This is a genomic window from Pseudomonas sp. HMWF021 (assembly GCF_003061005.1).
In the GTDB taxonomy this organism is placed as follows: Bacteria; Pseudomonadota; Gammaproteobacteria; order Pseudomonadales; family Pseudomonadaceae; genus Aquipseudomonas.
Genome location: NZ_QAIK01000027.1, coordinates 21019 through 36693 on the forward strand (window position 1 = coordinate 21019; position 15675 = coordinate 36693).

General features: G+C 61.7%; 13 protein-coding genes. 5 read left to right on the top strand and 8 right to left on the bottom strand.

The window, feature by feature from the left end; genetic code table 11:
* Positions 1–111: 111 nt before the first annotated feature.
* The 8 genes from DBR18_RS02190 to DBR18_RS02225 are packed head-to-tail and all read right to left on the bottom strand — an operon-like array spanning position 112 to position 9097.
* Complete coding sequence (locus DBR18_RS02190) at positions 112–1242, bottom strand: glycosyltransferase family 4 protein (RefSeq protein WP_108589084.1); 1131 nt, start codon at positions 1240–1242, stop codon at positions 112–114.
* Positions 1243–2373 (bottom strand): glycosyltransferase family 1 protein, encoded by a 1131-nt coding sequence (locus DBR18_RS02195; protein WP_108589085.1) that lies wholly within the window; start codon positions 2371–2373, stop codon positions 1243–1245. It lies immediately after the preceding gene.
* The gene (locus tag DBR18_RS02200; RefSeq protein WP_108589086.1) at positions 2357–3724 is read right to left on the bottom strand and encodes a glycosyltransferase family 1 protein; all 1368 of its coding nucleotides are present in this window, start codon (positions 3722–3724) and stop codon (positions 2357–2359) included. Before DBR18_RS02200 ends, DBR18_RS02195 begins: the two co-directional genes overlap by 17 nt.
* Complete coding sequence (locus tag DBR18_RS02205; protein ID WP_108589087.1) at positions 3721–4971, bottom strand: ABC transporter ATP-binding protein; 1251 nt, start codon at positions 4969–4971, stop codon at positions 3721–3723. The genes DBR18_RS02200 and DBR18_RS02205 overlap by 4 nt, the downstream gene beginning before the upstream one ends.
* Positions 4971–5768 carry an ABC transporter permease gene (locus DBR18_RS02210; protein ID WP_108589088.1) on the bottom strand — a complete coding sequence of 266 codons (798 nt, stop codon included), beginning with the start codon at positions 5766–5768 and terminating at the stop codon, positions 4971–4973. The genes DBR18_RS02205 and DBR18_RS02210 overlap by 1 nt, the downstream gene beginning before the upstream one ends.
* Entirely contained in the window at positions 5769–7211 is a 1443-nt protein-coding gene (locus DBR18_RS02215; RefSeq protein ID WP_108589089.1) for a mannose-1-phosphate guanylyltransferase/mannose-6-phosphate isomerase, read from the bottom strand.
* A 3-nt stretch (positions 7212–7214) separates the two neighbouring features.
* Positions 7215–8186 (bottom strand): GDP-mannose 4,6-dehydratase, encoded by a 972-nt coding sequence (gmd, locus tag DBR18_RS02220; RefSeq protein ID WP_108589090.1) that lies wholly within the window; start codon positions 8184–8186, stop codon positions 7215–7217.
* Positions 8183–9097: a GDP-mannose 4,6-dehydratase gene (locus DBR18_RS02225; protein WP_108589091.1), complete on the bottom strand. Its 915-nt coding sequence runs from the start codon at positions 9095–9097 to the stop codon at positions 8183–8185. The genes gmd and DBR18_RS02225 overlap by 4 nt, the downstream gene beginning before the upstream one ends.
* 428 nt (positions 9098–9525) lie before the next feature.
* On the opposite strand from DBR18_RS02225, the gene DBR18_RS02230 reads away from it, so the two are divergent.
* The 5 genes from DBR18_RS02230 to DBR18_RS02250 all read left to right on the top strand — a co-directional run.
* On the top strand, positions 9526–11103 hold the full coding sequence (locus tag DBR18_RS02230) for a glycosyltransferase (protein ID WP_108589183.1): 1578 nt from the start codon (positions 9526–9528) through the stop codon (positions 11101–11103).
* Positions 11097–12401, top strand: coding sequence for a glycosyltransferase (locus DBR18_RS02235; protein WP_108589092.1), 1305 nt, complete (start codon positions 11097–11099; stop codon positions 12399–12401). Before DBR18_RS02230 ends, DBR18_RS02235 begins: the two co-directional genes overlap by 7 nt.
* Entirely contained in the window at positions 12398–13552 is a 1155-nt protein-coding gene (locus DBR18_RS02240) for an acyltransferase (protein ID WP_108589093.1), read from the top strand. Before DBR18_RS02235 ends, DBR18_RS02240 begins: the two co-directional genes overlap by 4 nt.
* On the top strand, positions 13546–14364 hold the full coding sequence (locus DBR18_RS02245; protein ID WP_108589094.1) for a class I SAM-dependent methyltransferase: 819 nt from the start codon (positions 13546–13548) through the stop codon (positions 14362–14364). Before DBR18_RS02240 ends, DBR18_RS02245 begins: the two co-directional genes overlap by 7 nt.
* A 150-nt stretch (positions 14365–14514) precedes the next feature.
* Positions 14515–15675 (top strand): DUF3142 domain-containing protein (locus tag DBR18_RS02250; protein WP_108589184.1); only part of this gene is annotated, 1161 nt, incomplete at its 3' end.

The window sequence follows — 15675 nt, forward strand, 5'->3', positions numbered from 1 at the left end:
CGCACTCCCCTGTAGGAGCTGCCGCAGGCTGCGATCTTTTGATCCGGGGTTTTTAGAATCAAAAGATCGCAGCCTTCGGCAGCTCCTACAGAGGATCGGTGTTTTGGTGGATCAGGCGTAGGACAGGGCCTTTTCTTCGAGCAGTTCCTGGTACAACTCGGTCCACTTGCGACCCATTTCATCGGCTGTGAATAACTGCCGGTAGCGCGCCTCTGCCTTGACGCCCATGGCTGCCGCACGCACCGGGTCTTCCCACAGCGTGCGCATCGCCTCGCGAAAGGCCAGTGGATTGCCGGGCGGTACTACCAGACCGGTTTCGTTGTGGATATTGATGTAACTGGTGCCGGTGCCGATCTCGCTGGAGATCATCGGCTTGCCGTACATCGCGCCTTCCAGCAAGGAGATGCCGAAGGCTTCGGAACGCAGGTGCGACGGAAACACGATGGCGTAGCTCAGTTGCAGGAGCGCGACTTTGTCTTCATCGCAGAGACGGCCGAGGAAGTGAATGTGGCGCAATCCCAGAGCGGCCGCCTGGGCATGCAGCTCCCGCTCCAGTGGCCCGGCGCCGACGATCACCACCGGGTAATCGAGGTCTTGCAGGGCATTGAGCAGGATGTGCAGGCCCTTGTAATACCGCATGACCCCGACGAACAGGAAAAACTTATCCCCAAGCTGCTGGCGCCAGCGGTTCATCCGTTCGCCATCGGCCTGTGGATAACCTGATTTGTTCAGGCCGTAGGGAATCACCCGGGTCTTGTCCTGAAATTTCTGCAATACGTCGCTGGTGTGCAGGTAGTTCGGCGAGGCGGCGACAATCCGGTCAGCGCTGGCGAGAAAGCGATTCATCAGCGGCCGGTAGAGTCTGAGCAGATGCTTCTGACGGATGATGTCGGAGTGATAAGTGACCACGCTCGGTTTGTTCAGGGCGCTGGCGAAATGCACCAGATCCATGAACGGCCAAGGGAAGTGGTAGTTGACCACGTCGGCCTCGGCGGCCATTTCGCGAAACTGTTTGAACACGCTCCAGGAAAATCCCGTGGAGGCGAACTGGATGTCGAGACGAGCGCGATGCACTTCATGCTGACCGAGTTGCACGACGGGTGGATTGGGGTTGGCGCTGAGGGCCAGAACCTTGCCATCGATGCCGTGCTGGGCGCCGCTTTCGCACAATTGGAAGATCACTTGCTCGATGCCGCCAACGGAGTCCGGCAGGTACGTCTTGAAAAAATGAAGAACTCGCATTCAACCTCCCAAAGCCTGGCGGTAGGCACCGGCCGTAGCCTGTGCACAACGTAGCCAGGAAAACAGCTGCGCCTGTTGCAGTCCGGCTTCTCGGCAGGCCTGCCAATGCGCGTGATCGTCGATCAGCCGGCTCATTGCGTCGCGCAGGCCTTCTGCGTCGTCAGCTTCAATATAATTGCCCGCGTCGCCTGCAACTTCGGGCATGGCCGAGGAGCGGGTGAGAATTACTGGCGTGCCGCTGGCCATCGCTTCCAGCACGGGCAGGCCGAAGCCTTCGTACAACGATGGAAACACCAGCGCCCGGGCACCGGCCAGCAACTGCGCCACTTGCTCATCGGGCAGGTAACCGAGCAGGCAAACATGCCCACAAGCCAGGGCCTGACGTAACTCGTTGTTGAACTGTGCTTGCTGCCAGCCGGCCATACCGACGATCAGCAGTGGAAAGCGCTGGCGCAACGATTCCGGCAACAAGGCGTGGGCACGCAGGGCCAGATTGAGATTCTTGCGTGGCTCCAGTGTGCCGACGCACAGGAAGTATTCCCGCGCCTCGACGGCATGGGCCTTGAGCACTGCCTCGATCGCCTGGGGCTCACGTGGATGAAAACGTTCGGCCACGCCCAGCGGTGCGACCACAAATCGCTCGGCGGGCAGGCCGAAGTACGCTTGCGCTTCATCGGCGATCGCTTGTGAGTCCGTAAGGATCCGTTGCGCCTGCTGCACGCCGCTGGCCAGACGCCGCTCGATTTCCCTGAGCCGTGTCGGGGGCTGGGTGTCGGGAAAATGCAGGTGCGTCAGGTCGTGCAGGGTGATCACGGTCGGGCCGTCGAAATGCAGCGGCCACAGGCTCGGTTCGTGGTACAGGTCGAAATTCTGCGCACGGCCCTGATCGAACCGTTTCTGTTCCAGCCAGCGTCGCGCCTGATAGGCGCCAGGAATCTGCCGCAGCAGCGGTGTCAGGCGTGAATAGCCGGGCATCGCCGCCTCGGGCAACGCTGAACTCCAGCCCCAGCCGTTGAACAGTGTCACTTCAACCTCGCGTTCACTGCGCAACGCGTGCACCAACTCGGCGACGTACTGGCCGATACCGGTGCGAGGCGCCTGCAGAATTCGGGCGTTAAGGGCAATGCGCATGCAGCCTCGCTGGCGCCTTCGGCGCTTCCTGAACATTGCGCGCGGTGCGTTCGGCCAGTTGCGCACTGGCCTCGCGCCAACCGATCCAGCGCCAGTCGGCCACATCCCGTGCCGCCGGGAATTGACCGCTGCTTTCAAACCGGACGATCAGATCCGCGAGGCTTTGTGGTGTCTGCAAATCGAAGTAGGCCATGAATTCGCCGCCTATTTCGCGGAACACCTCGATATCGCTGCCCATGGCCGGCAATCCACGCTGCATGGCTTCTACCAGCGGCAGCCCGAATCCCTCGACAAACGAAGGAAACACCAGTGCGCTGGCGTGGGCGTAGGCGTGTTCGAGGCTGGTGTCGCTCAAATCGTTGAACATGAACAGGCGGCGGTTCAGCTCGGGGTGGTTGCGCACCCGGGCGAGCAGGGCATCGCATTTCCAGCCGATGCGTCCGGCGATGCACAGCCGCGCGGTGGAGCCGGCAGCCCAGGCATGCTCGAACGCATCGAGCAGATAATCGTGATTCTTGCGCGGCTCAATGGTGCTGACCATCAGCAACACCAGCTCTGGCGTGGCGAACAGCTGCTGCAGACGCGGCTCGATCGTGGCATCGGGACTGTGCAGATCCAGTTCGGAGCCGAGGTGAAAGTAGTCAAACCAGCGCTTGTCGGCCTGCGCCGGGCCGATCCGCCGTTGCAGTTCTGCGCGTACCTGATCGCGTACGGTTGCGGAAATCGCCATGTAGCCGTCGGCCGTGCGGGTGATCCAGTCGAACCATTCGCCAAAGACCTGCACCAGCCGTGCGTCGTAGAACTGCGGGTGGGTCAGCGGGATCAGGTCGTAGATCACCGCGACAATGCCCACGCCGTCGCGCTTGAGCTGTTCGACGTGGGGGAAAAAGTCCGAATGCCAGGATGAATCGAGCAACACCAGTTGATCGCCGGGCTCGTGCTGCAACGGTGTGCAGCGCTTGAGCAGTTGCCTGCGGTTGATGCGCCGCAACAGGCGCAACGGCAAGCTGAAAGCACCGGCCATGGTCAGCCGGTACGTCACATACAGCAGTCTGCGCGCCAGCTTCGACGTGCATTTTCGGTCCAGTTGCTGTTGCAGTTGCCAGACTCTATGGGCAACGCGCTCCAGACGTTCGCCAAAGGTCGCAACAGCATTGAGCAGCGGTGCGTCCAGCGCAGCCAGGCGCGTGACCCGGTAGAGCTGATCGTTGAGCGAAACCACCGGCAGGCATTCGACGTCATCCACCCGGTGTGGCAATTGATTGATGACATTGCGTACCACGCGCTGGATCCCGGAGTTGATGGCCGGGTGCTTGAACACATGAGAGCACTCCACCAGCAGTCGGGTCATGGCGCGCGCTCGGTGGTCAGCGTGGTGTGGCGCCTAATCGAGGTCTTGGCGTTGAGCCACGAACAGCCGACGAAGTCCTCCTGACGGTTGTTGATCACATGGAACACCAGGCCGTAGTCGCGCCATTCGAAATTGCGATCCAGGTGAGAGTCCAGACGCGAAAGGCTCAGTGAAACCGAGTAGTTGCCCTTGCCCAGGCCCATCACGAAGGCAAAGCGGTAAGTGAAGCGTTCGCCGGCGTGCAGATCGGTGAGGGCCTTGCCCAGACGATGAGTGTTGATGCCATACATCATCTGGCCGAGACGATCCTTGAGGATGAAGCCGAGCACCATTCGTTCAATGTCGCGGCGAACCTCGACCTGCACTTCCAGTACCACCGGCTGACCGACTTCGGCGGCATCGATGGCGCGATCCTGTTCATCCAGCAGGCGTACGCCGAGAATGGCGGCTTCGCCGGTGCCGGACACCGTCTGTACTTCGCCACCGGCGAGCATTTCCTGGCGTACGACCTGGCCCTCGCGCTCGGCCATCAGCGCGTTGTAATAGTCCAGTACCACTTCCGGCTTGTCGTACATCGCCATGTGGCCGTCCTTGAGCAGGATCGCCGAGTCGCAGATCGACTGGATCGCCGACCGGTCGTGGGACACGATGAGCAACGTGGTGCCGGCCTTGCGGAAGCTGCGGATGCGTTCGAAGCTCTTGTGCTGGAAATAGGCGTCACCCACCGACAGGGCTTCATCGACGATCAGGATATCGGGGCGCCGTGCGGTGGCCACACTGAAGGCCAGGCGCATCTGCATGCCGCTGGAATAGGTACGCACCGGATGATCAATGGCGTCGCCGATTTCCGCGAAGTGTTCGATCTCGGGCATCAGCGCTTCGATTTCGTCGACCTGCAGGCCCAACAGCTGGCCGGCCATGATCGCATTCTGGCGGCCGGTAAAATCCGGGTGGAAGCCCATGCCCAGCTCCAGCAGCGCCGCAACGCGTCCTTCGATTTCGATGGTGCCGCAGGTCGGGTGAGTGGTGCCGGTGATCATCTTCAGCAAGGTGCTCTTGCCGGCACCGTTGGCCCCCACGATGCCCACCGCTTCACCGGGCGCGACCTCGAAAGCGACGTCCTGCAGCACCCAGTGCTGATGGTGACGAATGGGCGACAGCGGAATCAGCCATTCCGCCAGACGGCTCCAGCGGGTCGGATACTGTTTGTAGGCCTTGCCCAGGCCGGTCACGCGAATATGCCCCATCAGAGTTCATCCACCATTTCGCCGACGCGCTGGCGAAACAGCCGCAGGCCGATCAGGCACAGCACCACTGCGCAGAGGAAGACGGGCAGCAGCGAACTCCAGACTGGCCATTGTCCATACAGGAACAGGTTCTGATAGCTGCCGATCAGGTTGGTCAGCGGGTTCAGTTGCAGCAGGCGCTGGACCCATTCCGGGAGAATGCTCATCGGGTACACGATCGGTGTCAGCCAGAACCAGAATTGCAGGCAGATGGCGAAGAGCTGGCCGACATCACGAAAGAACACGTTCAACACGCCCAGGATCATGCCCAGGCCGGCGCAGAACATCATTTGCAGCACAATCAACGGAATCAGGGCCAGCAGGGCCATGCCCGGCCAGCGCCCGCTGATCAGCAGAAAGCCGAGGAACAGACCGATGATGATGGCGAAATTGATCACCGCGTTGCACAGCACGATCACCGGCAGGCAAATGCGTGGAAAGCTGATTTTCTTCAACAGATTGGCGTTTTCCAGAAACATGTTCTGGCTGCGCAGGGTGATCTCCGAGAATAACCCCCAGGCCAGCAGCCCGGCGCAGAGGTAGACGCTGTAGGCCATGCTGTCGTCCACCCCAGGCAGACGGGCGCGCATGATGTGGGAAAAAACCACGGTGTAGACAATGATCATCGACAGCGGATTGAACACGGGCCACAAGGCGCCGAACAGCGAATTGCGATAACGCGCTTGAAACTCCCGTTGCACGCTGCCGAGGATGAATCCCCGGTAGCTGTGTAGCGAGCGGTACAGGGAAAGCAGCATTTAAACCGTCCTGCCGTAATGGTCTTCGAAGCGAACAATGTCGTCTTCGCCCAGGTATTCGCCGCTTTGCACTTCGATGATCACCAGGTCGATCACCCCCGGATTTTCCAGACGATGCTTGTGACCGGCGGCGATGAACGTCGATTCGTTCTTGGCCACCAGATGCGTACCGGTGCCATTGTTGGTGACCTTGGCCATGCCTTCGACCACCACCCAGTGTTCGTTGCGGTGATGATGCATTTGCAACGACAGCTTGCCGCCGGGCTTGACCACGATGCGCTTGATCTTGAAGCGCGGGCCTTCCTCCAGCACGGTGTAGGTGCCCCATGGGCGGCTGACCGTACGATGCAGGCGATAGGCTTCGTGGGATTTGTCCTTGAGCTGCCTGGCGACCCGCCGTACATCCTGGGCACGGTCGGCGTGGGCCACCAGCACCGCGTCGGCGGTGTCGACGATGATCAGGTCATCGACGCCCACCGTGGCCACCAGCCGGCCTTCGCTCTGCACGAAGTTGTTGTGGCTGTCGATGAAGATCGCTTCGCCGCTGGCGCGATTGTTGTCGGCATCGGCGGGAACCAGCGCCGCCACGGCGCCCCACGAACCGATGTCGCTCCAGTCGAAACCGGCGGGCACCACCACGACTTTTTCCGAGCGCTCCATCAACGCGTAATCGATGGAGATGTCGGTGATTTCAGCGAACAGTGCCGGCGACAGTTCCTGTTGCAGGCAGCCGACGGTTTCCACCGGGGCGCTGGCGGCCATGCAGGCGCGGGTCTGTTCCAGAAGCTCAGGGGCGTGCAGTTGCAACTCGTTGATCAGGGTGGCGGTGGTGAAGCAGAACATGCCCGAGTTCCACAGGAAGTTGCCGCTTTCCAGGTAATGCGTGGCAGTTTGCAGGTCGGGTTTTTCCACGAAGCGCTGCACTTTTGCCGCACCTCTGGCGTCCAGCGGCGCGCCGGTCTCGATGTAGCCAAAACCGGTTTCCGGGGCGGTCGGCATCACGCCGAAAGTCACCAGATAACCGTCCTTTGCCAGATTGACCGCGTGTTCGACGGCGCTCTTGAGGGCGTCCTGATTGACGATCAGATGGTCGGCGGGCATCACCACCATGATCGCGTCGTCGCCGTGCAATGCCTGCAGCGCCAGGGCGGCGGCGGCAATCGCCGGGGCGGTGTTGCGCCCGGCAGGCTCCAGCAGGAAGTGCCCGCGATGGCGCGACACGTGGGCGGCGCAATAGTGATCCTTGCTCTGGAAGTAGTACTCGCGGTTGGTCACCGTGACGATGTCGCCCCAGCCATCCAGCAACGCGGCGGCGCGCTGGTAGGTCTTGCCCAGCAGCGACTGGCCGTCGGGCAGGGTCATGAACGGCTTGGGATGGCCCTCGCGGGACACTGGCCACAAACGAGTACCGGCACCGCCGGACAGAATCACGGGGATCAGCATGGCCTACTCCTTGGCGACGCGTTTCATGTCCGCATCCATCATCATGCGGATCAGGGTGTCGAGGTCGGTTTTCGGCTTCCAGCCCAGTACGCGCTGAGCTTTGGCCGGATTGCCGAGCAGCACTTCGACTTCGGCCGGGCGGAAGAACGCCGGGTCGATCTTCACGTAGTCGCGGTAGTTCAGGCCGACGTGGTCGAAGGCAATGCGGCACATCTCGCGCACGGTGGTGGTGACGCCGGTGGCGACCACGAAATCGTCAGGCTTGTCCTGTTGCAGCATCAGCCACATGGCTTCGACGTAGTCGCCGGCAAAGCCCCAGTCGCGTTTAGCGTCGATGTTGCCCAGCGCCAGTTCCTGCTGCTTGCCCTGCTTGATGCGGGCGGCGGCGTCGGTGACCTTGCGGGTGACGAACTCGATGCCGCGCAGCGGCGATTCATGGTTGAACAGGATGCCGCTGCTGGCGTGCAGGTTGAAACTCTCGCGGTAGTTGACGGTGATCCAGTGGCCGTACAGCTTGGCCACGCCGTAAGGGCTGCGCGGGTAGAACGGCGTGCTTTCATCCTGCTGTTCGGCCTGGATCAGACCGAACATTTCGCTGGTGGATGCCTGATAAAAACGGGTGTGCGGACTGAACTGACGGATCGCTTCGAGCAAGTGAGTGACGCCCAGGCCATCGACGATGCCGGTGGTTACCGGCTGATCCCAGGAGGCGGCGACAAAACTCTGCGCAGCCAGGTTGTACACCTCGTCCGGCGCCGACTTGATGACCGCACGCTGCACCGAGCAGGCATCGGCCATGTCCCCGTCCAGATACACGATGTCGGCTTCGACGCCCATCTCGCGCAGGCGCCAGCGCGAATCGCTGCTGCGCCGTGCCACCAGACCGTGAACCTTGTAACCCTTGTCGAGCAGCAGTCTGGCCAGATAAGCGCCGTCCTGGCCGGTGATCCCTGTGATCAATGCACTTTTTGTCATTCTTGTCGTACTCGCTTCTCCCAGTCGGACAGGATCGCCCGCAGGGATTGTTGTATAGAGATTCGCGGCGCCCATCCGGTGGTCCGGGCAAGCCGTTGGTGACTGCCGCAGACCCGGCGCTGATCCGCGCGCCTCATGCGTGCGGGGTCCTGAATCAGTTGCACATCGATCTGCGCCAGATCGCTCAATTGTTCGATCAGGCTGCGGATGCTCTGCTCGTGCCCCGAGCAGATGTTGTAGACCTGCCCCGGCGTGCCTTTTTCCAGCAACGCGAAGTAGGCCGAGATCACATCGTCGACATCGAGGAAGTCGCGGGTGACGTCGATATCGCCGACTTCCAGTTGAGGTGCCTGCAGGCCGAGTTTGATCCGGCTGATCTGCCGTGCGGCGCTGGCGATGACGAAACTGTCTTTCTGGCCGGTGCCGATATGATTGAACGGGCGCGCCACCAGCACTGGCCAGTTTTCACTCAGGCCCCATTGCAGGCTGAGAAACTCCGCCGACAGTTTGCTGACCGCATACGGATTGCGTGGGCAGGGCGGTTGCTGTTCACCGATCGGCAAGTCGGCTTCAGCGACCTGACCGTAGACGTCGCCGGAGCTGACGTACAGGAACGTGCCGGCAAAACCGCGGGCCTTGAGCGCCTGCAACAGGTTGAGGGTGCCGAGCAGATTGATGTCGAAGGTACGCGCCGGGTCAAGAAAGGCTTGCGGGACGAACGTCTGGCCTGCCAGGTGAATAACGGCGTCGGGCATTTGCGTCCAGAGGCCTTCAAGGCTCCGGGGTGCCGTCAGGTCGTAGGGACGTGCCGCAGGCAGCAGTTCCCACGTTGAGTCAGGCGATGCCAGACGCGACTGGATATGTTGTCCCACGAATCCACTCAGACCCGTGACGAACAGACGCTTTTTCAAACAGCGACCCCTTGGTCTTGAATCTTCGCCACTTCCCACAGGCTCTAAGGGATTTGCCGTCAAACCGGTAGCTATACCGATAAGAAGTCAGGCGAAGTCATTGTTGTAGTTGTTTGGCTGCCAATCTGTGCCAATTGCTCGGCAATTTCAACTGGCCAAACCGTGACTGGTCAGTTCTCGTCAGAGTAGCTTGATTTATTCTCGCCGGGCGGTTCACGAATCCGCGACGGATGTGTTTAGAATGCCCCTCGTCGCGTTCCCCCGGGGTTTTTCCGAGTGACTGGAAAACAGGGTGGGCCGGCAACTAAAAACAAGAACAAAAACGGGCCAGAAAATGCAGGACGACCGTCGGCATGCCGATCTCGATCCAGCAGCTCTTGCCCTCATGCATTGAAGCGGCCGGGATGGCGGTTTCATCGTGGGATGCCATGAACTTCATTCTTTACTCGGACGTCAACGACCGTTCCATCAGCCAGAGTCTCGGGCGTCCGGAATACAGTTACTACTTCGTGCTCAAGGCTTATCGCCCGGTGCTCGAAAGCCTTGGGCGGGTGCACGTGGTGTCCTGCACCGCCGAGGTCGATCCGCTTTACCGCCAGTTGCGCGCAGCGGGCGAAGACAGCCTGTTCCTCTCGTTTACCCCGCCGCAGAAAACCCCGACCGACCTTGAGTGCCCGACCGTGTGCGTGGTCGCGTGGGAGTTCGATTCGATCCCTGACGAGCAGTGGGACGACGATCCGCGCCAGGACTGGACGCAGATGCTCGCACGCCAGGGCCGGGTCATCACCTTGTCGAGTCATACCGCACGTGCGATTCGTCGGGCGATGGGGGATGACTTTCCGGTGCTGGTGCTGCCGACACCTCTGTGGGAAAACTTTGCGGCCATCCGCCAGCGCCATGTCAGTGCGCCGGTCAATCCCGGAACCGCGCTGGCGATCAAGGGGTGTGTGTTCGATAGCCGCACGCTGGGCCTGTCTGCCGATGCATTGATTCCCACGCCCCTGACTGCCGAACAAGAGGCCGCACTGGCGGCCGAGATCGAGGCCGCGCGGCCGCCGGCACTGACCCTCAAGCGTCGTTTCGTGATTGCCCGGCACTACTTGCGCCTGTGGGCACTGGACCTTGGCCGCGAGCAGTCGCCCGCCGTGCCACGGGTGCAATATCTTCACCACTGGTACTGGGAAGGCGTGCGCGATCTGGTTTGCGATCGCGTCCATGCCTGGCTTGAACGACGTTTGCCGAACATCGCCGGCGCACCTGTGGTGCCCGTGGTCGAGCCGCCGCCACTGGAATTGCCGGACACCTCGTCAGTGGTCGAAACCAGCGTCGAGGGTGTGGTCTACGTCACCGTGTTCAACCCCAGGGATGGGCGCAAGAACTGGCACCACATCGTCACAGCCTTCTGCTGGGCATTTCGTGAAACGCCCGATGCCACGCTGGTGCTGAAGATCACTCAAAACGATCTGGCGTGCTACTACACCGAGATGATGACCCTGCTCGCGCAGCTTTCACCGTTCGCCTGCCGGGTGCTGGTGCTGCATGGCTATCTCGACGACAGGCAATACGCGCAGCTGTACGAGGCGGCGAGTTTCTACGTCAACGCCTCGCGCTGCGAAGGTCTGTGCCTTCCGCTGATGGAATTCATGTCCAGCGGCAAACCGGTCATCGCCCCGGATCATACGGCGATGCAGGACTATATCGACGAATCTGTGGCATTCGTGGTCGAGGCCAGCGAAGAGCTGACGATCTGGCCCCAGGACAGCCGGATCATCTACCGCACGTTGCGCTATCGGCCGGACTGGGGCTCGCTGAAAGAGGCCTACGCCGCCAGCTACCGCATGGCCAAGGCGCAACCGCAACAGTATCGACGCATGTCGCAGGCGGCGGTCGAACGCATGCATGACTATTGCGCGTTTGCCCCGGTGCAGCAGCGCATGGCGGATTTTTTCGGCCTTGTGCCTCACGCGGCGAGCGCCGGGTCTGTGACGGATAACGCCTCATGCTGATCATCATTCATTCGGAAACCAACCAGCACACCATTGCGCAGAACCTTGGGCGTTCGGAGTACAGCTATTACTTCGTGCTCAAGGAATATCGCCCGGTGCTCGAGCGCCTGGGGCGGGTGGTCGAAGTCAGGGACCCGGCGCAGGAAGTCGACGCGTTGTACCTGGAGTGCCTGGCTCGCGGCGAACCTTGCGTGTTCCTGTCGTTCTCGCCGCCGCATCGCACCCCGTTGCACCTGGCCTGCCCGACGCTGCCGGTGTTCGCGTGGGAATTCAGCACCATCCCCAACGAGCCGTTTGCCGGTGAGCCGCGCAACGACTGGCGCACGGTGTTGCGTGCCTCTGGCGCGGCGATCACCCACTCCAGCTACACGGTCAACGCGGTGCGCGAGGCGATGGGCGAGGATTACCCGATCGTTGCGGTGCCGGCTCCGGTGTGGGACCGCTTTGCCGCTCGCGGCGCGCAATGGCAGGGCGAGCCGCAGAGCGGCCCGCTGCGTCTGAAGATCAAGGGACTGGTGGCCGACAGTCGTCAGCTCGACCTCGATGCCTTCGGCCCCGAGCACCTGCGCCGTGGCACCGGCATCGATTTTGCGGCGCCGGTGACCGAGCAGGAGTTGCTGCTTGACGGTGTGGTTTACACCTCGGTGTTCAACCCCGGCGACGGACGCAAGAACTGGGAGGACATGCTCAGTGCATTCTGCGTGACCTTCCGTGAAAACGACGACGCCACGCTGGTGCTCAAGCTCACCCACCACGATGCCGAACTGGCGCTGAGCGATATCCTTCATCACCTGTACAAGAACCAGTCCTACCGTTGCCGCATCGTGCTGATCTACGGCTATCTGGCGGATGCGGATTACGAACGGCTGGTGCAGGCGACTCGCTATGTGGTCAACACCTCCTACGGCGAAGGGCAGTGCCTGCCGCTGATGGAGTTCATGTCCTGCGGCAAACCGGCGGTGGCGCCACGCACGACGGCAATGATTGATTATCTGAGCGTCGACAATGCGTTCCTGATCGAGTCCACCGACGAACTGACGGCCTGGCCGCACGACCCGCGCAAAGCCTTCCGCACCTTGCGTTACGTGACCAACTGGGCGTCTTTGTGCGTGGCCTATCGCGCCAGTTACGAGGTCGCGAAACACGATCCGCAACGTTATGCACGGATGGCTGTTCAGGCCGTGAGCAGCCTGCAGGGTTTCTGCAGTCAGGCGGTGGCGGAGCAGCGATTGCAGGTGTTTCTCGCGCAGTTGTTCGAGCGCCAGCCTGCTGCAGATGTCGAGGTGCCCGGCCCATGAACGGCAAACGCATTCTCGACATTGAAGTGCTGCGCGCCGTCGCGGTGCTGGGTGTACTGTTCCATCATCTGCAGGGCAGCCTGTTCACCGATCCGGTGCCGCTGCTGGAGAAAATCCACGGCTGGGCGCAGCCGTGGTGGGGCGTTGACCTTTTTTTCGCCATTTCCGGGTTCGTCATCGCCCGTAGCCTGATTCCGGCGTTGCAGGGGTGCAGCAACCGTCGGGAATACTGGGAGCAGACGCGCAACTTCTGGCTGCGTCGGGCTTTTCGGCTGTTGCCGTCGGCGTGGCTGTGGCTGGCGCTGATGTTGCTGGCGTGCGTGTTCCTCAACCGCTCAGGTGCATTCGGCACGCTGCACGCCAACCTGCAGGCGACGCTGGCGGGCGTGCTGCAGTACGCCAACTTCCGTTTCGCCGACAGCTTCTTTCATTACGAGTACGGCAGCAGCTTCGTCTACTGGAGCCTGTCGCTGGAAGAGCAGTTCTACCTGCTGTTTCCGCTGCTGATTCTGCTGTGCCGCAAATATCTGGTCTGGGCCTTGCTGGCGCTGGTGGCGGTGCAGTTGTTCACCCTGCGCACGCCGCTGTTGATGGTGATCCGCACCGATGCACTGGCCCTGGGCGTATTGCTGGCAATGTGGAGCGTGCAACCTTCCTGGCGCCGCTTCGAACCGACTTTTCTGCGTCGCTGGTGGGCCGGTCTCGGGGCATTTGTTGTGCTGGCCGGGGTGCTGAGCTACATGGCCACCGACCGGTTCACCTTCACCTCCTACCGTATCGGCGCCATCGCCGTACTCAGTGCGCTGCTGGTATGGATCGCGTCATACAACCGCGATTACCTGCTGCCGGCCGGTCACCTGCAACGGTTGATGGCGTGGATCGGCAGCCGCTCCTATGGCATCTACCTGATCCACATTCCCGCCTATCAACTGGTGCGTGAATTGATCTTCCGTTTGCAGAGTGCAGGCCTGCCCAGCCCCGCCGGGCATCCGGTGATCACGTTGCTGCTGGCATTCGGTCTGATCGTGCTGCTCAGTGAGCTCAATTACCGTTTCATCGAAATGCCGATGCGCAATCGCGGCAGTGCCCTGGTGCGCCGTCTCGGTACGTCGCGAACCGCCGTCCCATCCTCTGGAGCCACCTCATGTTGAGCCTTTTGAAGAAACTCACGGCGCCGACGCCTGCCCCGGCAGCCGCGCAGTCTGCCGCCGACAAGGTCGATCCGTACATGCTCGGCCTGCACGACGCGATGCTCAGCGGCTGGTTCAACCAGCAGACCGGCGAGCTGTACAAGGACTTTGTGGTGAGCGCGCAGGACACCTTGCTCGATGTTGGCTGTGGCGACGGAGGCAACGTGCATTTCTGCGGCATGCGCGGGGCGAAGATCATCATTGCCGACATCGACGCGGCCAAGGTCGAGGCTACCCGCCAACGCCTGAGCGATACCCCGGCGCGCAGCGTCGAGTGTCACGTCACCGACTGCAACCCGTTGCCGATTGCCGATGCCACCGCCACCCGGGTGGTGTCCACCGAAGTCATCGAGCACGTCGACGACCCGGCGCAATTTCTCGCCGAACTGGTGCGCGTCGGCAAGCCAGGTGCGCTGTACCTGCTGAGCGTGCCGCATCCCAGTTCCGAAGACCTGCAGAAGGGCATTGCGGCGCCGGAGTATTTCCAGAAGCCCAACCACATTCGCATCATCAGCGAAGAGCAGTTCAAGGCGATGGTCAGCGACGCCGGGCTGGAGATCATCAGCCACAGCCAGTACGGTTTTTACTGGTCGATGTGGATGCTGCTGTTCTGGGAAGCCAAGGTCGATTTCAGCAACCCCGATCACCCGTTGCTCAAGCACTGGGCCGACACCTGGCAAGCGGTGCTGAATTCGCCCCGTGGCGCGCAGATCAAGCAGGCACTGGATGCGGTGGTGGCAAAAAGTCAGGTGATCATCGCCCGCAAGCCCTGAGTCACTCTCCCCTGTAGGAGTGAGCCTGCTCGCGATGGCTGAGTGTCAGGCGACATCGATATCGATCGTTACTACGCCATCGCGAGCAGGCTCACTCCTACAGGGATTTGTGTACCCTGCATTTTTGTACCGGCAGGGAATAGGCATTTGATGCGGTTCGGCTTTTCGATTTTGATCGCGGCGTTGCTGCTCGCTGCGTGCGAGCGGCATGACGCCCCCGCCCTCGATCAACAACTTTATATCTGGCAACGCCAATGGACTCCGGCTCATGACGCCGCCCTGCGTGACAGTCGCGAGAGCTTTTCGACATTGCGCGTGCTGGCCTTGCAGGCGTTCCCCAATGACGGCTGGCATCGTGCGCGTATCGATGCGCCGTTGCTCCAGCACGATGGCCGGCCTTTGATCGCGGTGATTCGCCTCGATGGTCAGCTCAAAAGTCTGGATCAATCGCAGGTCACGGCGCAGATTCTTCAGGTTGTCGCCGACTGGCAGGCGCAGGGGCTGACCCTGAGCGGCGTCGAAATCGACCATGACGCGGGCAACGCTCGCCTGGCGCAATACACCGAGTTCCTGACGCATCTGCGTTCCGCGTTGCCCGCGGCGTTGCCGCTGAGCATCACCGCACTGCCGGCGTGGCTCGGCAGTCCACGGTTGCCGGCGCTGCTGGCAAGCGTCGACAGCAGCGTGCTGCAGGTGCATGCCGTCAGTGATCCGCGCCGCGGTTTGTTCAACCCTGAGCAGGCCCGGCGTTGGGCCAGTGACTGGGGGAAAATCAGCAGCAAGCCGTTTTATCTGGCGCTGCCGGCCTACGGTGTGGCGCTGTTGCCGGATGTCGATGGCGCCCCGGTGGTGGAGAGTGAAGTACCGCTCGAGCGCGATGGGCAACGCCGGGAACTGCTCGCTGATCCGTTGCAACTGAGCCAACTTGCAAAGGAGCTGCGTGAGGACCCGCCGGAGCATCTGGCCGGGCTGATCTGGTTTCGTTTGCCATTGCCCAACGATCGCCGCGCCTGGAGCCTGACCACGTTGCGCGCCGTGGCCGGCGGCGATGCGTTGCACAGTCGGCTCGACCTGAGCTTCAGCGAACACGATGGTCTCTACGACATCCACCTCGCCAACCCGGGGAATCTCGACGCGCCCTGGCCTGCGCAATTGCGCGTCAAGGCCAGTGGCTGTGAAGGCGCCGATGCGCTCGCCGGTTACTCGTTGCAACAGAGCGCGGATCTGCTTACCTTCACCCGCCTGCGCGACGGTCGTCTGCCGGCGGGTGGACAACGCGCCATTGGTTGGGCGCGCTGTGCATTTATTGAT